The organism is Pedobacter nutrimenti (assembly GCF_003208655.1).
GTDB classification, from domain to species: domain Bacteria; phylum Bacteroidota; class Bacteroidia; order Sphingobacteriales; family Sphingobacteriaceae; genus Pedobacter; species Pedobacter nutrimenti.
This window is the reverse complement of the sequence record NZ_QKLU01000006.1, coordinates 320,323-342,008: the sequence shown is the minus strand read 5'-3', so window position 1 is coordinate 342,008 and position 21,686 is coordinate 320,323. Positions and strand designations below refer to the sequence as shown.

Annotated in this window: 16 protein-coding genes; 6 read left to right on the top strand and 10 right to left on the bottom strand. The window is 40.4% G+C overall.

Going from position 1 to position 21,686, the window contains the following annotated elements:
• Positions 1 to 82 precede the first annotated feature (82 nt).
• From recN to B0O44_RS18170, 3 genes are read left to right on the top strand one after another with little or no spacing between them, the layout of a single operon-like run.
• Positions 83 to 1,747, top strand: coding sequence for a DNA repair protein RecN (gene recN / locus B0O44_RS18180; protein WP_110833592.1), 1,665 nt, complete (start codon positions 83 to 85; stop codon positions 1,745 to 1,747).
• Positions 1,748 to 1,787: 40 nt separating this feature from the next.
• Positions 1,788 to 3,017, top strand: a complete 1,230-nt coding sequence (locus B0O44_RS18175) for a carboxypeptidase-like regulatory domain-containing protein (RefSeq protein ID WP_110833591.1) — start codon at positions 1,788 to 1,790, stop codon at positions 3,015 to 3,017.
• A 38-nt stretch (positions 3,018 to 3,055) separates the two neighbouring features.
• Complete coding sequence (locus B0O44_RS18170; protein WP_110833590.1) at positions 3,056 to 4,129, top strand: PA0069 family radical SAM protein; 1,074 nt, start codon at positions 3,056 to 3,058, stop codon at positions 4,127 to 4,129.
• Positions 4,130 to 4,179: 50 nt separating this feature from the next.
• On the opposite strand, the gene B0O44_RS18165 is transcribed toward B0O44_RS18170, so the two are convergent.
• Entirely contained in the window at positions 4,180 to 6,714 is a 2,535-nt protein-coding gene (locus B0O44_RS18165) for an ATP-dependent Clp protease ATP-binding subunit (protein ID WP_110833589.1), read from the bottom strand.
• A 185-nt stretch (positions 6,715 to 6,899) separates the two neighbouring features.
• Between B0O44_RS18165 and ettA the strand changes: the two genes are divergently transcribed.
• On the top strand, positions 6,900 to 8,579 hold the full coding sequence (ettA, locus tag B0O44_RS18160; protein ID WP_110833588.1) for an energy-dependent translational throttle protein EttA: 1,680 nt from the start codon (positions 6,900 to 6,902) through the stop codon (positions 8,577 to 8,579).
• A gap of 55 nt (positions 8,580 to 8,634) precedes the next feature.
• On the opposite strand, the gene B0O44_RS18155 is transcribed toward ettA, so the two are convergent.
• From B0O44_RS18155 to B0O44_RS18115, 9 genes are all read right to left on the bottom strand, one after another.
• The gene (locus B0O44_RS18155; RefSeq protein WP_170123367.1) at positions 8,635 to 11,313 is read right to left on the bottom strand and encodes a TonB-dependent receptor; all 2,679 of its coding nucleotides are present in this window, start codon (positions 11,311 to 11,313) and stop codon (positions 8,635 to 8,637) included.
• A gap of 253 nt (positions 11,314 to 11,566) precedes the next feature.
• Complete coding sequence (locus B0O44_RS18150; RefSeq protein ID WP_110833586.1) at positions 11,567 to 12,367, bottom strand: DUF4249 domain-containing protein; 801 nt, start codon at positions 12,365 to 12,367, stop codon at positions 11,567 to 11,569.
• Positions 12,368 to 12,407: 40 nt separating this feature from the next.
• Positions 12,408 to 15,041 (bottom strand): TonB-dependent receptor, encoded by a 2,634-nt coding sequence (locus B0O44_RS18145; RefSeq protein ID WP_110833585.1) that lies wholly within the window; start codon positions 15,039 to 15,041, stop codon positions 12,408 to 12,410.
• A gap of 93 nt (positions 15,042 to 15,134) precedes the next feature.
• A complete protein-coding gene (locus B0O44_RS18140) occupies positions 15,135 to 16,127 on the bottom strand; it encodes a FecR family protein (RefSeq protein ID WP_110833584.1) in 993 nt (330 codons plus the stop codon).
• Between the two features lie 70 nt (positions 16,128 to 16,197).
• Positions 16,198 to 16,803 (bottom strand): RNA polymerase sigma factor, encoded by a 606-nt coding sequence (locus B0O44_RS18135; RefSeq protein WP_110833583.1) that lies wholly within the window; start codon positions 16,801 to 16,803, stop codon positions 16,198 to 16,200.
• 108 nt (positions 16,804 to 16,911) lie between these two features.
• Positions 16,912 to 17,148, bottom strand: a complete 237-nt coding sequence (locus tag B0O44_RS18130; RefSeq protein ID WP_110833582.1) for a DUF1456 family protein — start codon at positions 17,146 to 17,148, stop codon at positions 16,912 to 16,914.
• Positions 17,148 to 18,455, bottom strand: coding sequence for a DEAD/DEAH box helicase (locus B0O44_RS18125; protein WP_110833581.1), 1,308 nt, complete (start codon positions 18,453 to 18,455; stop codon positions 17,148 to 17,150). The genes B0O44_RS18130 and B0O44_RS18125 overlap by 1 nt, the downstream gene beginning before the upstream one ends.
• Positions 18,456 to 18,541: 86 nt before the next feature.
• Positions 18,542 to 18,760 carry a hypothetical protein gene (locus B0O44_RS18120; protein ID WP_110833580.1) on the bottom strand — a complete coding sequence of 73 codons (219 nt, stop codon included), beginning with the start codon at positions 18,758 to 18,760 and terminating at the stop codon, positions 18,542 to 18,544.
• 191 nt (positions 18,761 to 18,951) lie between these two features.
• A complete protein-coding gene (locus B0O44_RS18115) occupies positions 18,952 to 20,373 on the bottom strand; it encodes a DUF3943 domain-containing protein (protein WP_146229867.1) in 1,422 nt (473 codons plus the stop codon).
• 262 nt (positions 20,374 to 20,635) lie between these two features.
• Here B0O44_RS18115 and B0O44_RS18110 point away from each other — a divergent pair, with 262 nt between their 5' ends.
• Together B0O44_RS18110 and B0O44_RS18105 are read left to right on the top strand one after the other, a co-directional pair.
• The gene (locus tag B0O44_RS18110; RefSeq protein WP_110833578.1) at positions 20,636 to 21,109 is read left to right on the top strand and encodes a ribonuclease H-like YkuK family protein; all 474 of its coding nucleotides are present in this window, start codon (positions 20,636 to 20,638) and stop codon (positions 21,107 to 21,109) included.
• A 35-nt stretch (positions 21,110 to 21,144) separates the two neighbouring features.
• The gene (locus B0O44_RS18105; protein WP_110833577.1) at positions 21,145 to 21,672 is read left to right on the top strand and encodes a TlpA family protein disulfide reductase; all 528 of its coding nucleotides are present in this window, start codon (positions 21,145 to 21,147) and stop codon (positions 21,670 to 21,672) included.
• Positions 21,673 to 21,686 lie beyond the last annotated feature (14 nt).

The following is a 21,686-nucleotide window of genomic DNA, read 5'->3' as shown; positions in this document are numbered from 1 at the left end:
GGCAGAAGAAAATTCATGCCCTTTGTTCTTTATAAAGAATTAATAGAATCGAGAGAGAGTTTTTTATAATTTAGCAAAGGATATGCTACAGAAACTTTCTATACGGAATTATGCCCTAATTGATAATGTTGAAATAGAGTTCGATAAAGGACTCAACATTATTACAGGTGAAACAGGAGCAGGAAAATCAATTATGCTGGGTGCCTTGTCTTTAATACTCGGACAGCGGGCAGAAACCAAATACTTCTTTAACCAGGAAAAGAAATGTATTATTGAAGGCGTATTTAAATTAAAAGGAAACCACCTGAAACCGCTCTTCGAAGAAAATGACCTGGATTTTTATTCCGAGAGCACATTACGCCGTGAAATATCAATTGACGGAAAATCCCGGGCATTTGTAAACGATACACCTGTAACCCTTTCCCTGATGAAACAACTAGGGGAAAAACTGATAGATATCCATTCTCAACATGCCACACTCGAGTTGAATGACCCGGCCTTCCAGCTCGCCATTGTTGACGGACTGGCCAATCACGATGGTCTTCTGGAAGACTACAGAAACGACTATAAACAATACAAAAAAAACCAGCAGAAGTTACAGGAATTACAACTCAAAGCCACCGAAGCGAAAAACAAACAGGACTATGAGCAGTTTTTATTTAACGAACTGGAAGCTGCAGATTTAAAACCAGAGGAACAGGAAAACCTCGAAAACGAATTAAAAACACTTAATAATGCAGAATCCATTAAACGAAGCCTGCTCAATGCCTATCATTTGCTCAGCGGGGAACAGACTGCAGCTGTTTCTATTTTAAAGGAAGCAAGCATCCAGCTCCAGTCTATAGAACAGTTTAAAGAGACCTATTCCGAATTAAACGAAAGGTTAAAATCCACACTGATAGAACTTAAAGACATCAGCAATGAATTATCCGCTCTGGAAGAAAATGTAATTTTCAATCCATCCAGAATAGAAGAAATCAACCAGCGTCTGGACCTTATTTATACACTCGAACAAAAACACAGGGTAAATACCATTTCCCTGCTTCTGGCCATAAAGGACCAGTTATCCGAAAACCTGATTTTACTGATCAGCGGAGAAGAAGAAATTGAACGTCTGACCAGGGAAACAATGCGACTGAAAGAAGTACTGGAAAGTAAGGCCCTTGTTCTTTCTTCAAACCGCAGCAAGTCTATAAAAGCAACCGAAAATCAGGTGGATCAAATTCTGGAACAGGCCGGAATGCCCAATGCAAAAATTAAAATCAACCAGCTTGTCCTTACAGACTTGAATAAAGATGGGAAAGACAGCATTTCCCTCCTGTTTTCGGCAAATAGCGGACAGGATCCTGCCCCGGTTGCCAAAATCGCATCTGGTGGGGAATTATCAAGGATTATGCTGGCCATCAAATCTATTCTGGCTAAGCATAGTGACCTCCCTACTTTGATTTTTGATGAAATTGACACGGGTATTTCGGGGGAAACAGCACTCAGGGTAGGTCAGGTTATTGGCGCCCTGGAGCAAAACATGCAGGTCGTTTGCATTACACATTTGCCTCAGATTGCAGCAAGAGGAAATGCCCACTTCTTTGTCTACAAACAGGAACAAGAAAATAAGACCAGTACGGGCATCAAAAGACTTGATAAAAAAGACCGCATATTTGCCATCGCGGAAATGTTAAGTGGAAAAGATCCTGGAAAATCTGCCCTTGATAATGCCAAGGAACTTCTTGACTATAAAATTAGTTAACCCCCTATATTGTAACTTAAAATTTAGTTACATTAGACCTATGGCCAGACATTTTTGTATCTTTTTTATTTTACTCCTTTTTTCAACTTCTGCCTATAGTCAAAATCTTTCCATCTCAGGAGAAGTCAAAGACAAAAAAGGAGAAACCCTGCCTGGTGCGGGTATATACCTCAGTGGCTATAAAATGGCAACTGTAACCAACAATGAGGGCAGATTTGTTTTAACCGGACTAAAACCAGGCAATTACGATGTGCTGGTCCAAATGATGGGTTTCCTTCCCTTTACAAAAAATGTCATCCTGTCAGATAAATCGGTATCCATTGACATCAAACTGGAAGAAAACACCATCCAGTTAAATGAAGTGGTTATCCGGACAGACCCAAACAGGGAACATTATATCAATCTGTTCAAAGAATTTTTTATTGGTAAAACACCAAACGCTGAAAAGTGTAAATTGCTCAATCCACAGGTTTTAGATGTCGATTATGACAACAATGCCAGACTACTCACGGTGAAATCAAATGAATTTCTCGTTATCGAAAACAAGGCACTAGGGTACCGTTTGAAATACCTGCTTCAATATTTTGAATACAACTACAACACCAGGACCATTTATTACGCCGGCCTGCCAAATTTTGAAGAACTCAAAGGCTCTTCCTCAAAAAAAAGAACCTGGGCGAAAAACCGGGAAATCGCCTACTACGGTTCTTCCCAGCATTTTTTCAAATCCCTGTATCAGAACAGGACAAAAGAAGAAGGTTATATCATCAATAAACTGAGCAAAATCAAAAATCCAGGCCGCCCCTCCGACAGCCTCATAGATGCCAATATAAACAGATTGATGAAAGCACAACATGGAGTGATCCGTATTGGTTCCTCCACCAGTGACTCATTGGGTTATTGGTCCAAAGTCAAACAACAACCCAAAGAAATCAGTATGCTAAACCGGGGAGATGTTTTGACAGATACCCTGGTCAGACAATATTATAAGGACCTGAAGACAATGAACTACAAAGATGAGCTTTACATCATCTATACCAAAGAAAGGGAAACCGTCGACTATACCAATTACTCAGGACATTCTATAAGCAGACCCCTGGACGTTCCCAATTACCAAATCTCAGTGGTTCATATGCTCCAGGCCCCCGTAAGCTTTTATGCTTCTGGTGGCATCTATAACCCAAAGTCCCTGCTGTATGAAGGTTTCTGGGCTTATGAAAAAATTGCAGATATGGTACCCATGGATTACGAAATCACAGGTGCTAAATAAATAAGTAAAAATACTAATATTTTTAGTATTTTTACTTTATGACAAGCGAGCAAGAAAACCCGGACAATTACCTGAAAGGCCGTGGATCCCAGGTTAACCCACACAATCATTTTTTAAAAAACGATTATGTGAAAGAACATGTTGAAGGCATTGACGACTGGGAAGTAGAGAACAGCAAAACGACGTTCATACTGGGAAAGTCCAAATCTATTGTAAATAAAGTAGATAGTCCTGATGTGGGCATGTTGTATTCCCTGAACCCCTATCAGGGTTGCGAGCATGGCTGTACCTATTGTTATGCCAGAAATGCCCATGAATATTGGGGTTTTAGTGCGGGACTGGATTTCGAAAGAAAAATTATTGTAAAAACAGATGCCCCTGAATTGTTCAAGGCTTTTCTGGAAAGAAAAAACTGGGATGCCAGTGTCATCTCGCTTTCCGGAAATACGGACTGTTACCAACCGGCGGAAAGAAAATACAGGATTACCCGAAAACTTCTCGAAATTGCCCTTGACTACAAACAGCCTATTGGCATGATCACCAAGAATGCTTTAATACTCAGAGACATAGATTTACTTCAGGAAATGGCAAAATTGAATCTTTGCCTTGTTTATGTATCTATAAACAGTTTAAATGAAGAACTTCGTTCAAAAATGGAACCCAGGACAACCACAGCAAAGCAAAGGCTTAAAATTGTGGAAGACTTGAGCAAAGCGGGCATTCCGGTTGGCGTAATGGTTGCACCGCTGGTACCTGGCCTGAGTGATCATGAAGTTCCAAAAATTCTGAAAACCATTGCTGGCCATGGAGCAAAACATGCGGGTTATACCATTGTCCGATTAAACGGTGCGATAGGAATTATATTTGAGGACTGGTTGAGAAAAAATTATCCTGATAGGTTTGAAAAGGTCTGGCATATGATCCAGTCCTGTCACGGAGGACAAGTCAATGACAGCAGGTACGGACAAAGAATGCGGGGCGAAGGAAATATTGCACAAATCATCAGGGACAACTTCAAACTGCATTGCAGGATCAATAAACTTAATGTGCTTAAAACCCAACTCGACTCGAGCCTTTTCTGTGTTCCAGGCGCACAGCTCAATTTATTCTAATAAAAAAAGCCGGCACTTACAGTACCGGCTTTTTTTATTATTCTATCGGGTTAAGCCCCCTCTTCTTTTCTTTTTTTCTTACCTGAATTTTTATTGACCACAACGATCTGATCGCTCTCTTTATCATAGTCAATTTCCAAAACATCCCCATCGTGGATCTCTCCTTTCAGGATTTCCTCTGCAATTGGATCTTCAAGATATTTTTGGATGGCACGTTTTAACGGCCTTGCTCCGAAATTAATATCAAAACCTTTATCCGCGATAAAATCTTTTGCACGTTCTGTAAGTTTAACTTCATAACCCAGGTTATGAACCCTTCCAAACAAAGATTTCAATTCAATGTCAATGATTTTGAAAATTTCCTCTCTTCCAAGGGTGTTGAAAACAACCACATCGTCTACCCTGTTTAAAAATTCAGGTGCAAAAGCACGTTTTAGCGCATTTTCAATAACCCCTCTGGAATGAGCATCTACCTGATTTGTTTTGGCCGTAGTAGAGAAACCTACTCCTTGTCCAAAATCTTTCAACTGACGCGCACCAATATTAGAAGTCATGATGATAATGGTATTTCTAAAATCCACCTTACGTCCCAGACTGTCAGTAAGCTGACCTTCGTCCAGTACCTGTAAAAGGATATTGAAAACATCCGGATGTGCTTTTTCAATCTCATCCAAAAGAATCACAGCATAAGGTTTACGACGTACCTTTTCAGTAAGCTGACCACCTTCTTCATAACCAACATAACCCGGAGGCGCTCCCACTAAACGGGAAACCGCAAATTTCTCCATATACTCGCTCATGTCAATCTGGATCAATGCATCATCACTGTCAAACATAAAACGGGCCAGCTCTTTCGCGAGTTCAGTTTTACCTACGCCGGTAGGCCCAAGGAAAATAAACGATCCAATAGGTTTTTTAGGATCTTTCAATCCTGCCCGGGTTCTTTGAATGGCCTTAGTCAGTTTTTTAATCGCATCGTCCTGGCCAATAATTTTCGTTGCAACCGTATCGTACATATTCAACAGTTTCTGACTGTCGGTCTGTCCAACCCTTTGCAATGGTATACCAGTCATCATAGAAACGACCTCTGCTACGTTCTCCTCAGAGACCACATAACGTTTGGTTTTCGTTTCGGCTTCCCATTCCGCTTTGGCACGTTCCAGATCTTCTAAAAGATTTTTCTCCGTATCCCTCAGCTTGGCAGCCTCTTCATATTTCTGGCTTTTAACCACTTTATTCTTTTCAACCTTAATATCTTCGATTTTGGTTTCAATCTCGATGATGTTTTCAGGAACATGGATATTGGTCAGGTGAACCCTTGATCCGGCTTCGTCTAAAGCATCGATTGCCTTATCCGGTAAAAACCGGTCGGTAATATAACGGGAAGTCAAAGCCACGCAGGCTTTAATCGCATCCTCTGTATAGGTTACCCCATGATGGTCTTCGTATTTTTCCTTAATGCGGTTCAGGATCTCTATGGTTTCGTCCGGAGTAGCCGGCTCAATCATCACTTTCTGGAAACGACGATCCAAAGCCCCGTCTTTTTCTATATACTGACGGTATTCATCCAGGGTGGTGGCACCAATGCATTGAATTTCACCACGGGCCAGGGCAGGTTTGAACATATTGGAAGCATCCAAAGATCCAGATGCACCGCCTGCACCAACAATGGTATGAATCTCATCAATAAACAAGATGACATCGGTCGATTTTTCCAGTTCATTCATTACCGCCTTCATCCGTTCTTCAAATTGACCGCGATACTTTGTTCCGGCAACCAATGAGGCCAGGTCGAGCGTAACCACTCTTTTATTAAACAATACCCTGGAAACCTTACGCTGAATAATTCTTAAGGCAAGACCTTCAGCTATCGCAGATTTACCCACGCCCGGCTCACCAATTAAAATTGGGTTGTTTTTTTTACGACGAGACAAAATTTGAGAAACACGCTCAATTTCTTTTTCCCTGCCGACAATTGGGTCCAAACGGCCTTCTTCTGCAGCTTTGGTCAGGTCCCTTCCAAAGTTATCCAGAACAGGCGTTTTAGATTTGATGTCAGACACCTTTTTAGGGCTGCTAAAGCTTTCTTCTTCCCTGTAATCATCATCCCCTCCCGTTGAAGCACTTCCCTGTGGATCATCTCTGAAACCACCTTTATTCTCTTCTACTTCTTTTTTGAAAATCTCATAATTAATGCTGTACTGCAATAAAATCTGAGAAGCAATATTGTCATCATCCCTTAAAATAGACAACAACAAATGTTCTGTTCCGATCAGGTCGCTTTTAAATATTTTAGCTTCCAGATAGGTTATTTTCAGTACCTTCTCAGCCTGTTTAGTTAAAGGGATGTTCCCCAGATTAACCGTCACACTGGAAGTACCTCTAACCGCATCTTCGATAGAGCGGCGTAATTTGGCTGTATCAACGCCAAGTGATTTTAATATTTTAATAGCCATACCATCGCCTTCGCGAATCAAGCCTAATAAAAGATGTTCTGCGCCGATATAATCGTGACCTAATCTCAGGGCTTCTTCCCTGCTAAACGAAATCACGTCTTTGACTTGTGGTGAAAATTTAGCTTCCATATATACCTTTCTAAACCGGAATGCTCTAAACTATAAAATTGTTTTATAAATAAAGCTTACCGGTTTTATTATTTTATCAACAATTACGCCATATCAGTGGAAAAAGATGTTACAACTGCCGTTATTTCATAAAACTTACTAAGTTCTGACTTTATTGGCGATATTTGTAATAATTAGAAGCAATTATGTCAGACGAAAAAATAATCTTTTCCATGGCGGGGGTAAATAAGATTTATCCTCCCCAAAAGCAAGTTTTAAAAAATATATATCTCTCCTTTTTCTATGGAGCAAAAATAGGGGTTATTGGTTTAAATGGTTCAGGAAAATCTTCCCTTTTAAAAATCATTGCCGGCCTGGACAAATCCTTTCAGGGAGAAGTTGTTTTTTCACCAGGATACTCTGTCGGTTATCTTGCACAAGAGCCCGAACTGGACGAAAATAAAACAGTCCGGGAAGTTGTAGAAGAAGGTGTTGCGGAGATCACCGCCATTTTGAAAGAATATGAAGACATTAATGAACGCTTCGGTTTACCTGAGGTCTATGAGAATCCGGACGAGATGGATAAACTCATGACCAAACAGGGAGAACTTCAGGATAAAATTGATGCTGTAAATGCCTGGGAGCTGGACAACAAACTGGAAAGGGCCATGGATGCTTTACGCTGTCCTGATCCTGAAACCAAAATAGCTGTATTGTCTGGAGGAGAGCGACGCAGGGTGGCCATGTGCCGTTTGCTACTCCAGGAACCAGATGTGTTGCTGCTCGATGAGCCAACCAACCACCTGGATGCAGAAAGTATTGACTGGCTGGAACAATTCCTTCAAAATTATAAAGGAACCGTTATTGCAGTAACCCACGACAGGTATTTTCTGGATAACGTTGCCGGCTGGATCCTTGAGCTCGACAGAGGAGAAGGCATTCCATGGAAAGGAAATTATTCTTCATGGCTGGACCAAAAAGCAAAACGTCTGGCACAGGAAGAGAAAACAGAGAGCAAACGTCAAAAAACATTGGAACGGGAGTTGGAATGGGTACGTATGGCCCCAAAGGCAAGACATGCAAAATCGAAAGCCCGTCTTTCAAATTATGACAAGCTGGCGTCGGAAGACTCAAAAGAACGTGAAGACAAACTGGAACTCTTTATCCCGGCCGGACCAAGACTCGGGAATGTAGTTATCGAAGCCAATAACGTCACTAAAGCTTATGGGGATAAAATCCTGTTCGAAAACCTGAGCTTTTCCCTGCCACCAGCGGGTATTGTTGGGATCATCGGACCAAACGGGGCCGGAAAAACAACATTATTCAGGTTAATCACTGAACAGGAAACACCAGATACAGGTACTTTCCGCGTTGGTGAAACCGTTGCCCTGGGTTATGTTGATCAGATGCACAATGACCTGGACCCGAATAAAACAGTTTATGAAAACATCACCGACGGCCTGGACAACATTCAGCTTGGCAACAAAGCGGTTAATGGCAGGGCCTACGTTTCCAAGTTTAATTTTAATGGGGGCGACCAGCAGAAAAAAGTAGGAATCCTTTCCGGTGGAGAAAGAAACCGCGTGCACCTGGCCATTACCTTAAAAAAGGGAGCAAATGTACTTTTACTCGATGAGCCAACCAATGATATAGATGTCAATACACTTCGGGCACTGGAAGAAGCCCTGGAGAACTTTGGAGGCTGCGCGGTTGTCATTAGCCACGACCGCTGGTTCCTGGACAGAATTTGTACCCATATTTTGGCTTTTGAAGGAGAGTCACAGGTTTACTTCTTTGAAGGAAATTATAGCGAGTACGAAGAGAACAGGAAGAAAAGATTAGGTGATGTTACCCCTCACCGCATCAAATACAAAAAACTGGTTTAAAACCCTTAGGCCTGCTCAATTTTATCATTGATAAAATTAAGCAGGCCTTTTAACATTAACCTCCGAATTGCTGAAGGTTAATGTTAAAACTCAATTGAAAATATCTGGTGATCTGACTGTTTTTACTATCAATAATCGAGTTGTCGGACACACTGCGCATCAAATAATTCCCCTGATTCAACAAATCATAAGCCTGCAGCTTCAAGGTTGCCTGTTGTTTTTTGAAAAAAGTCTTCTGAATGCTCGCATTCATTAAAAATGGGTTTTTCGCATCAAGAGAATATCCTTTATTTATTCGTTTGGAAGCGTCAAAACCTATCGAAATTGTGGGCGTAATAAAAGCTTTTGCATTTACATTTAACTCATAAATCTGTATGTCTTTCAGGTTACCCAAAGCCAGCGAATACCGGTTACTGCTGTAGGTATAATTTGCAGCAGCGCTCAGGCTCAGGCCTTTTTGGTTCATCCTTAAAGAAACAGCCTGCGCGAAATTAAAACCTCTGTTGGTATTGAGTATACTGTCCGTATAAGAGACTGTATTTGCAACCCCTATGCTTCCACGGAATTCAACATTAAATTTATTCTCTACAAAAGGTTTAGACCAGGAATACAAAGCATCCAGGCTATAAGTGCCATCTGCATTTTCAAATCGTGTTTGCTGCTTTAAACTATTCAGGGTATCCCGTTTTAAAATAATGTTACTCACAATCTGGTCTTTAACCAAAGTAGAATTAATTCCGAGCATTAAGGCCCTGCCATTGACCAAATTGCTATTCTGATAAGTAAAACTGGCATTATGATTAAACGTAGACTTAAGATTTGGATTCCCGATAACAATATTTTGCAAATTTCTGGTATTGGGCACCGGTTGCAGCTGACTCAGGTTCGGCGCGATACTATTTCCATTATAGGTAAAAGTCACGCTGGTATTCTGAGAAAGGATCAGACTCATATTTGCTACCGGGGCCATATTAAACCCAGCCCTGGTGATCCGGCTAACAGGATGTTCGTTTTCCACCACCAGAAGATTGGGCTGGGCAGTCATTCCCAGACTATAACTTAAATTCTCAGCGCCAAAACGATAACTTAAGCCAATCAGATGCGAAATAAATCTGGAAGAATACACGGTACTTAAAGAATCAATCACCCGTCCAACCGAACTATTGTTATTTACCCTGGTCAACAGGTCATTGTTGTTCACCTCCAACTGAAAATTATAATATACATCCAGGTTTCTGCTGATCAGAGAATCTGTCCGGTGGCCAATCGGCTCGCTAAACCTAAAACTGGCACCGACACTCCTGGATAAGGTCCGGGTATTTACAATACGGTTCAGCACAGAATCTTTAACAACCGATGCCTGGCCAGGACCATAATAACTAATCTGACTGTTCAGGTCTTCCTGTGTATCACTTGTCCCATTTTTTGCCGACACCCCAACTGAAATATTTCTTCCCGGTTTTTTTAGTCTGTAAGCCCAGGCGACATTTGCATTCAGGTCAGGACTAAAATCCTTGGTGGTTGAATTGTTAAACTGGTCCTGCTTAATAACCCCCCTTTGATTGGACTTCCCCATAAACAGATCGTTGTTATCTAAAAATGTCCCGACTACCCCAGCCTGAACATAACTTTTGTCACCAACAGACTGAAGGCTCCAGTTTACATTATGTTTATTGTTTTTTGAATTCCGCTGACTTTCGTCTGAAGTATATATCGTACCAATCGTATTTAAAGTTTCAATAAAGTCAATCTGATGGTTCTTATTTTTGACATTATCAAATGAATAGGCAATACTTGTGGTTAACTCTTTACTGAGTTTATCCCGATAATTTATTCCTGTACTTATCCCCCGGTTAATACCGGCCGCATTATTGGTACTGATGACGCTCCCTTTTACACCAATTTGCTTTTTTTCGCGCCACAAATTTGCATTTGTCTGTAATCCGTAACGTTCATTGGTTCCCCCGCTAACAGAGGTGTTTCCAAAATTCCCCTTGTTCCTGCCGGGCTTTGTAACCAGGTTAAGCATTTTTTCAGATGCCCCGGTTTTTATACCTGTGAAATTTGCCTCATCGCCATAATCGTTAATCACCTGTATTTTGGCAACCATATCTGCCGGAAGCTGAGAAATAAAGTCTTTAACGTTATTCGTGAAAAAATCCTCCCCATTAATTCTGAGCTTGGTCATTGGCCTGCCCATAGCAGAAACCTTTCCCTCATTATCAATTTCTATTCCGGGCAACTGCCTGAGCAACTCTTCTACCCGATCTGTTTCCCTGACCATATAAGCTGCAGCATTGTACTCTACCGTATCTTTCATTAAGCGGATCGGTATAACCTTTGCCTTAATCACAACTTCTTTAAGTGTATTGACATCCCGGTCCATCACTGGCTGGATAATCAAACTGCGGTGTTCCGGTGTAAATTTATATCTCCTGCTGATTGACAAATAGCCCATAGCTTTTATGGTCAACAGAATTTCCGAGGTCACAATTCCTATAACAGCAAATCTTCCCCGGTAATCCGTATTGCCTTTCACCGTGTCCTTCCCTGTAATGACCTCTATAGCGGCGCCTGGAATTGCTTTGTTTAATGAATCTTTAACCGTGCCTGATATTCTGTAACCAGACTGGCCCAAAGCAGTTGAAATCACCAAAAGATTTAGGGCTGCAATAAGAAAAAACAGTCCTTTGCAATGACTTGGGATTCCTGAAAACTTTAAAAACCTGTTCATCGGCATCAGCACTGTTAATTCATATAAAGTTACAATTGTTTTGGAATCCCGATGATACTCCAGGCAATTAAGCTGCTATGCGAACATAATAAAAAACTTTAATTTTTAGTAGCTTTAAAAATTCAGCCTGGGTCATAAATTAATATTCCTGTTTTTTCGATATCCGGATTACTTGACTAAGGTTAAAAAGCATGGCAATGCCTAAACAATGCCATGCGGTATAAAGGAAACTAAAAATATCTTTAACAGCACCCTAAGGCACAGTAACCTTTCTGGACTGTATGGCATACGCACTAAAGAAACCAAGCGCTCCTCCGCTTATGTTGCTCAGTGGATTGGTCGGTGCGGTAGAACCACCATTACCATTTGCACCATACAAACTAAACAAGTAATTGTATACCGAAACGTCAATGCAATACAAATCCACCCTGAGCTGATCTCCCTTTTTAATATCATTAGCGTCGTTGTTTGTTTCATTGCTAAAGTTGAGCCTTTGATTGACTTCCTGCCCGGCAATCAGTTCGTCATCCAGTACATCATAATCCTTTTGGTTCTGGTCATTAATGTACTTTCTAAACCAATAGTAATTTCTTACCGCAAGAGGATCTTTAAATTTGGCCGTAACAAATGTACTTTTCCTGTTAAAATCTCCTTCTTTAATATAAAGATCCAAAAAAGGAACAGGTTCAGGCATTGTGCTCGAGGCCGTAAAAGTTTGACCCTCCACCACAACGGTCAACTTGTAGGTTTGTCCAGGCTGCCCGTTTATTGTACTTACCGAATATACTCCTTTTGCTGTTTCAGCAAGCGTCGTAATTTGCCCATCATTTTCCACTTTCACGACCGCCCCGCTAAGTCCTTTGAATTCATTGCCATCACCAATCTCTTTGGTTTTACTGACCATTACCTTACACATGCCCGGTTCGTTACTAATCCTGCCTTCTATGACATACCTGAGCTCATTCTCCTTAAAATCAAAGTCCACTTTTTTTTCGCAGGACCATATTAATATTGAAAACATAAACAAAACACTAAACCGGGATACTTTTTTCATTTAACAAATGTCTTAAAAGCCACTATTGCATTCTTTTCAACTAAAATTTAAAATTATAAGAAACAGAAGGTATAAATCCAAAAACAGATCTTCTGATGACCTCGGTCTTTGTAGGATCATTTTCCTGCTCTTTAAATAAAATCTGATAAGCGTTCTGTCTGCCATAAACATTATAGACACTAAAACTCAGCTCTGAAGAGAATTTTTTACTTTGTTTTAAGAGCCACAAAGCTCCAACATCCAGGCGATGATAATTCGGCATGCGGTCTGCATTACGATTCACATAATAAAAATAATTCTGATCAATTATATTATACTTCCCAACCGGGAAGGTCACCGCATTACCGGTAGAAAAGACCCAGTTGGCAGATAATTTCCATTTTGGACTTAACTGATATGTTGTGACCAAAGAAAGATCGTGGGTTTTATCCTGTCTTGAATTATACCACAGGTTGTTATTAATTCCGTCAATTTTTCTTTCAGACTTGGACAAAGTATAGGACAACCATCCGCTGAGGCGTCCTATTTTCTTTTTCAATGAAAACTCCAGACCATAAGCACGTCCAACTCCAAAAAGCAACATACTTTCAATAGGTTGGGTTGTGAATACATCCGCGCCATTTTTGTAATCAATCTGGTTTTTAAGATTTTTATAATAAGCCTCCACCGTAAAATCCAGTTCATTTTCCATTAAACTTTTATAATAACCCAAAGAAAACTGATTGCTGATTTCAGGTTTGATAGACACTGTACTAGCGATCCACCTGTCGGTAGGCATAGTAGATGCCGAGTTGGAAATTAAATGAAGGTTCTGCGCATTCCTGGTATAAGAAAGTTTAACAGAGGAGGTTTCATCAAGCTGCGTGGCAGCCGAAATCCTGGGTTCAAAATTAAAATAGGTTTTGACCAGCGACCCCGATTTATAAGAAAGTGTTTCGATAACTTTACCCTGATCTACCCTTGAATAATCACCTTTGCCAAATATACTGAATGCCGATACCCGCAGTCCGTAATTCACCGTCAGCACATCACTTACTTTCCAGATATTGGAAGCATAAACTGCATTTTCCAATGCATACCTACTTTGTAATTTACGAGGGATATATCCATTGTCCCCATCTGCACGCACCTCACCAGGCTTAATCTGGTGATAAGTAGAACTGAATCCAAAACTCAGACTGTTGCGTTCGTTAAGGTACCATTGTAAATCCTCTTTAAGACTAAAATCCCTGATCTGTGAAAAAACCGAAAGGGAGCTTTCCCTGCCCCCTGACTTAATGATGTAATCATAATTGCTATAGATGAATGATGTATTGGAAAAAAGCTTACGATTCCAGATATGGTTCCACCTAAATGTACCCGTTCGGTTTCCCCATCTGATTCCATTTAAACCCTGAACATCCAGTAAATCCTTACCTAAATAACCGGAGATAAAAATCCTGTCCTTTTCACCAAGTATGTAATTCATCTTTGCGTTAACATCAAAAAAATAGACCGATGAATTTTTAACATCCGGATCGTCGGAAAGCCGGAGAAACATATCAATATAGGTCCTTCGGGCAGAAATCAGAAAAGAAGATTTACCCTTTTGAATGGGACCTTCCACATTTAATCTTCCTGCAATTAAACCGATGCCGCCACTGACACCAAATTTCTGATTATTCCCATCATTCAATTTGACATCCAGGACCGATGACAGGCCCCCACCATACTGGGCAGGAATATCCCCTTTATAAAGGGTCACATTTTTCACGGCATCCGTATTAAAAGTAGAAAAGAATCCAAACAAATGGCTGGTATTGTAAACCGGAGCTTCATCCAAAAGAATCATATTTTGATCCATAGATCCGCCACGAACATAAAATCCGCCATCCCCTTCTCCTCCGGTTTTTACCCCTGGGAGCAATTGAATCGTTTTGATCAGATCTCTTTCTCCAAAAACAACAGGCACATCTTTCGTGTCATTCATGCTCAACCGGTCTGTTCCCATCTGTGTATTTTCTATTTCCCTCCTTTGAGAGGAAGAAGTGATATTTACAGTTTCAAGTTCTTGCACATCTTCTTCCATGTTGATGCTCAGGTTTGTATTGTTAACCAAATCGATTTGTGCATGGTATTTTTTAAAACCTACGGCTTTTACCTCAACGTAATAACTTCCTGAAGGCAGTGTAAGTGAATAAAAACCATATTCATTGCTCCAGGTAGATTGGGATGACCCCGCCACTTTCATGGTTGCAGCAATTAGTGTCTCACCTGTTTTCTGGGATTTAATAAAACCACTTAAGGTAAAATTCCCATGGCCTGAATCTCGATCTGCCGCTGAACCGGCCTCCGACTTTTTTACTTTTGAGGGATCAAAACGTATAAAAATCTCTTTATCCAAAACCGTAAACGAATAAGGTTTATCAGCAAACAGTTCGGTTAAAATTTCCTTTAATTTTTTATTGTTCGCATTTATTGTTGTTTTTACATTGCTTTTGGCGACCTGCTCATTGTAGGTAAATTTCACTCCGCTTAATGCCGTGATCTTATCCAAAGCAGTCTTCAGATTTTCGTTGTTTAAGTTAATACTAATCTTTTTCTCGAGTGGGCCCTGCGCCTGGGCCTTCAACTGTAAGCCCAGGCATATACATAGAATTAAATAGAAGAACCATTTAGGTTCAGGTTTATCCATAGTTTAATGTTTAATATCTTTATTAGGTGACTGTCACTGCACTTGACAGTTCGGAAATTGATTTTTATAACTGCTTAGCACATAAGCTATACTTTATTCTTTAATGACATATTTACCTTCACTTTTGGACCATTTGGTTTCCATAACCGTAGATAATTTATTCAATGTATGCTCCAAAGAGTCCGTCATCTTTAGTTCCCCATAAAATGACCTGGTCAAGAGAGCGGGTTCAATATTTATTTCAACCCCATATTGCGCTTTTAAATCATTTACAACAAACTCAAGAGATTCTCCGTTATAGTCAAAAACACCTATACGTTTATTCAGGTACGAAGAAGCATTGGGATAATTTCTTTTCACCAAACTGAAATCTGCCTTATTTACAATAATCTGCTGATTGTTTTCGATCGTATTTTGGAGGGTTTTTCCCTTATTTTTTAAAGCTACGGCAACTTTACCTGTAACCAATGTCACTTCAACATTTTCTTTTCCTTTATAGGCCCTTACATTAAAACTGGTTCCCAGCACCGTAGTACTGACTTCATCTGTTTGGATAATAAAAGGCTGATTGCTGTCATGTACCACATCAAAAAACGCCTCACCTTCCAGTTTTACCATTCTTTTTTCCCCGTTAAAACGGTTAGGGTAATCCAGTCTGGATCCTGGTCCTAACCATACTCTTGTCCCGTCAGGAAGCAGCAATTGTCTGCGCTCCCCGGCTGCGCTCAACAATTGCCGTTCATGAACAGGGCTTACCATATTTAGAACCTCCGTTCTATACAGATAACCCGCACCTACTACGAGCAAAATAGCTGCTGCTATTTTCCAGATGGTAAACCCACGCTTCCTTTCAGGTTTAAGAGTAATTATTTTAGGATCAGTATTTTCTTTTAAAAGAGATTCCGGACTCAAGTTTCCTTCAGGTCGTACCTCCAGGTTATCCCAGGTGTGGGACAACAGGGCCATCATCTCTTTATCATATTTTTGTTCATTAAGCAATGAGAAGAATTTTTTCAACTCCTCTTCTGTACACAGATTTGTCAGGTACAGACGGTATAAATACTTTAATTGCTCTTTTTCTTCCATTATATTTTAAAATAAGAAACAGCCTTTCGGTGCTTCTTTAAATATAATACAATCTTCAGAAGGGATAGGACTAGTTCCGGTGAAAATAATTTGTTGCGGCCATTAAAAAACAAATGATACTGCCATGCTTGTTTACGCTTGAACGTATAAACTTAGTGGCCTCTACCATATGGTTCTTTACCGTATTCTTAGATATATTCAGTTTTTCTGCAATTTCGTCATGAGTCAGTTCTTCATTTCTACTCATTTTATAAATAAGTTTTTTTTGAGGGGGCAACTGTTCCACGGCCTCATGATAAACCCGGACCAGCTCTTTTTCATAAATCCCTTCTTCGGTACTGTTCCTGATCTGATCAATGTAGACAAATACCTGTTCCTGCAGCGTTCTTTCCCGCGCTACTTTTTTAAGGTGATTAAGGACATGATGAAGTGTGATTTTTTTGATATACCCTTCGAAACTCATTTCCGTATTAATCTGCATTCTTTTCTCCCAAAGACGGATAAACACCTCCTGGGCAATTTCATCTGCAACATCATCGGATTTAGAAATTTTCAGGGCATAAAGGTATACCCTTTGCCGGTACCGTTCATAGATTTCTTTAAAGGAAGCAGCATCCCCCTCCCTCAACCGGGATAGCAATTCGTGTTCGGGATTATGTAGGTTACCGGTATCCATTTATCTTAAAACAAATCTTTAGACCAGTATAAAGATAAATTATTACACCAGATACTGTTTTTTTATTCTTTAAACTTTATAAACGCCCTGTTTATTCTGCTGGGGTACTTAAGATTTTGTAGATTCGGGCTTTGGTCCCCTCTTATAGATCACCAGACCATTAAGAAAGTTCCTCAGAATCTGATCTCCGCAAGGTTTAAAGTTTGGATGATCGTCACTGCGAAAAAAAGATCCCAGTTCACTTTTAGTGATTTTAAAATTCACCAGCTCCATAATTCCGATAATATCATCATTGGTCAGCTGAAGCGCTACGCGCAGTTTTTTAAAAATATCGTTATTGCTCATTATAGTGCGGCTTCAATTTTTATCTTTTTATTTTTTAATCTTTCATTCGCAAGTGAAGAAAGGACCTTTCCAACCATGTTTCTTTTGATTGCAACATAAGCACACTGGTCTTTGACCTCTATCAGGCCAACGTCTTCTTTCTCCAATCCGCCTTTTTTCAGCAAAAGCCCAACAATATCCACTTTGTTCACTTTATCTTTCCGGCCGGCGGCAATGTACAGCGTTTTCCATATGCCATCGGCTGGCAGGTCATATTGACCATTAAGAGGTTCAATTTCAAGATCATCTGCCAAAAAAGGATATTTTTCTTCAGAGGTGAGCATCACATAGGCCGTTCCACTTGCATTCATTCTGGCGGTCCGTCCATTGCGATGGATAAAAGCATCAGCAGTATAAGGCAATTGATAATGGATAATACATTCCACTTCCGGAATATCCAAACCTCTGGAGGCCAAATCCGTTGTGATCAGGATCCTGATGCTTCCGTTTCTGAATTTCAGCAAAGCCCGCTCTCTTTCATCCTGCTGCATTCCGCCATGAAAAATATCATGGGCAAGATCCTTATCAATCAAAAGATCGCTAATGCGGTCAACAGTTTCCCTATGGTTGCAAAAGATCAGTGTGGTTTGGGCCCCTGTTTTACAGATCAGTTTAAACAGGACATCGAGTTTATCTTCTGCTTTTGAAAGTACTTTTATCAGTTTAAGATCGGGCACTGATTTGACATCTTTGAGAAAATCAATTTCAACAGCTTGTTCCACTCCGGTAAATGCCGGAACTTCTTCCATTGCCGTTGCTGAAATCAGAAATCTTTGTTTCAGGGAATGCAGCTGACCAATAATATAGGCCATATCCTCCTGAAAACCAAATTCCAGCGCCTTATCAAACTCATCAAGAACCAAAGTTTTCACCCAGGACTCGTCAAAATTTTCCTGACGGAGGTGATAGGCAATTCTGCCCGGGGTTCCCACCAGGACCGCTGGCGGTTCTTCAAAATTATGGCGTTCTGTTCTGACAGCATGGCCACCATAACAGCAGTTTACTTTAAATCCGGTCCCCATTTGGCGGAACACCTGTTCAATTTGAAGCGCAAGTTCTCTGGAAGGCACCATAATCAATACCTGAACTCCTTTTACCGCAGCATCCAGACTTTTGAACACAGGCAGCAGATAAGCCAGCGTTTTTCCAGAGCCGGTAGGGGCAAGCAACACCACATCACGCTGCAAATCCGCAGCGGAAATGGTTGCTTTCTGCATCTCATTTAAAGAGGAAATTTTTAAATTTGCCAATACCTTTTCTACCGTCATGGCACAAAGATAATGTTATTCGGCATAAGGACTGGTTTAAAATTATGGAGGCTTTTACTTTAAGCATCCTTTTTCATAAAACCAGGTCAGAACCGGAAATATTTTTTTCTCAGTCTCCTTACAGAACGGTTCACCCTGTTTTCCAGGTTCATTAACATCAATCCTCGGCGGTTCATCCAGGAAGAAACCTTTTTGTTTACCTTTCTTACAGGCATATACATCTTTTCATCCAGCAATTCCAGGTACTTTGCATTTGACCTGCTTTGCTGCATCAAATAAAACTCGTTTAATAATTCCGTGTTCATCCTGCTTATGTTTTATGGTTATTTATCTGTAGAAGGACCCCAAAAGGCCAGATCCATTACTTATTTTCACTGCATTTTATAACACTAATTTACTTAAAAATCAGATCTTTCAATATAATTACCAATAATTATTATAACGCTTTTTAGATCCAGTTCTTACCCTCAAAGAATTAAAAACCATAGCCCCCCGGTTAAAGGTTCACCTGATAACGGAAAGAGGTTCTCAGGTATGGATATTTTTTATTCACATCTTCATAGTCCCTGTAATTCCCTTCCAGCCTAAAATAACCTGGCTCAAAAGTAAAAGACAATCCCCTGAGAAACTCGTACCTGATTTCACTCGATACCGTGTGCAGAAAATAGTGCGAGGAATTCCCGTTTATGGTTTTCAACCAGCCTCCTCTGTAATTAACAGAAAAAAAAAGCTTTTCATCAATACTAAACCCACCTGCACCTGAAACCCCAATACCAGAAGTATAATCATAATCCCTTCCACGAAACCTGTATTTATCAGGAACTGCTGCCAGAACAACCGGACCTAATCCAATCAGTGTATTCATTTTAACTCCCGAAGACAACTTATACTCAGACATCAGATTCAGTTTCACGCTCTGCGCCCCGTAAAAGAAAGCCTGGTTACGTATGTAATCATAATTTGCCGATAAAACAGCCAGGTGCCGGATGTGCTCTCCTGAACGGATCCTCCAGCCTGCCAAGGAGCCATATACATTGATAATGTTCACACTTGAACTGTCATCCTTTCCAAATTCAGCATTGATGTAAATATTGGTAAAGGGTGTTCTATAATTTTCATAAGCATTTCCATAAAGCAATTTTACACGGCCATACCAGCCAAATCTGCCTTTGGTTGAAAGATTTTCATTACTCTGGCTGTACCGCCGGACCCCAAAATCAAATTCTGCACTGACTTTAGAAGAATCATTTGCCAGCGGATCATGATTCACTTTGCCCCATTTTCCATCCAGGATCCGGGTCAGTCCGTTCATGGGATTCACAATAAAAGCCAAAACCTCACTGGCCTGCCTTTTAAATCCGCGGCTTCGGTTGTTTATAATTTTGTTGGAAAGGCGATAAGTAGTTTCTCCCAATACAATCCCTCCAAAACTTGTATTGATAAAATCATTTGGCGAAGGCTCCTGATTTTCGGCAAATGTTTCCCATAGATAACTGCCCACCACCACGGCCGGGGCAGATTCCCAGAAGGTATACCCATTTGTCCTGAAAGAACTAAAAAACAAGCTTCCATGATATGGATGCCCAAACTGATTGGTCTGAAACTCATCATTATCCCAGGTCCAGCTGCTCAACTTAAGGTTATGACCGATTGTTTTAAAGGAAATTTTTGCATAATCTACTCTGGTCACATAGCGGTCAAAGGTAAAAGGGATCAGCTCAGCCAGCCCCAGCTGGATCATCGCACGACCAAACCGCTTTTTGGGTACAACAACTTTTTCCGGTTGTTTTAAAGGATGGATTTTAGCACTGCTGTCGGTAAGCAGTCTGGCCGCATCAAAGGGATTCTGAGCAAACAGCGCCAGGTTGCTCATCGCTAATACTAGAACAAGGCCATATTGGAGTCGTTTTCTTTTCATAGGCGGGGATCCTGTTTTTAAAACGATTTTCGAATAAAAATGTTTAAATCCTGTTTCTATTTTCAAGATACTAAAATAATTTTCAAAGCAGCACCATCCCTTTAAGCAAAATATTCCTGCTATTTTGCTTATATTTATTCAAAACCTGTTGATAAACAGAGAATTGTTAGCAAATAAACAATCCCCAATTAACATGATTTTAATATTATCCAGTTAAATTTAGAAAACCTGAAACAGGTTGTTCATCTAACACGAAACAATTATGACCTGGAAAAAATTCAGCGGCGAAGTGATCCACTCGTCCATTTTAGAAGAAGTTGAAAAAGCCATCATCAGAGAAACGGAAAATGGCTATCGTTTAAAAGTTTGCATTGGTACAGATTCACAGGTAAAAGGCGCTTTAACAGATTTCGCTACAGTGATTGTTTTGCTCAGAGAGCATCATGGCGGCTTCATGTACATCCATCAGGAAAAAACACCCCAACGGATGAGCATTAAGGAAAGAATGCTGGTAGAAGTTCAGAAATCCATTGAAACAGCCTATTCCATTTGCGACTTACTGGACGTATATGATGTTGACCTGGAAGTCCATGCAGACATCAACACCAATCCGATGTTCAAATCCAACAAGGCACTGAACGAAGCGATGGGTTATATCCTGAGTATGGGCTTTATTTTCAAAGCCAAACCAGAAGCTTTTGCCAGCTCCACCTGTGCAGATAAAATGGTTCACTAATTGCTTATATTTGTCAGGAACCTAAAACACCTGACATGAAATTGAAATACCTCTGCGCACTGCTATTGCTACTGCCTCTTTTTTCTTCCGCACAGGAAGACAAATCTACACTGACTAAAATTGGCGATCCTGTACCTGCTTTTAGTTTTGAAATCTCAAAGGGGAAAAAAGTCAATATCGGGGATTATAAGGGCAAATTGGTCCTGATCAATTTGTTTGCCACCTGGTGCCCGCCTTGCAATACAGAATTACCCCTGGCTCAAAAACAGATCTGGGAAAAAAACCAGAATAACCCTAAATTCGCCTTCCTTGTTTTTGGACGTGAAGAAGGCTGGGATAAACTCCTTCCTTTTAAAGAGAAAAAAGGCTTTACCTTTCCAATACTTCCGGATCTGGACCGCAACATCTTTAAACAATTTGCAACACAATCCATCCCCAGAAACATCATCGTAGATGAAAATGGCAAAATCATTTATCAATCCATAGGCTATAGCCCCGAGGAATTTTCTCAAATGGTCAACCTGATTGAGACCCATCTGCAGAAAATGGTCAAAAGCAAATAATTTCCCAAAAAACC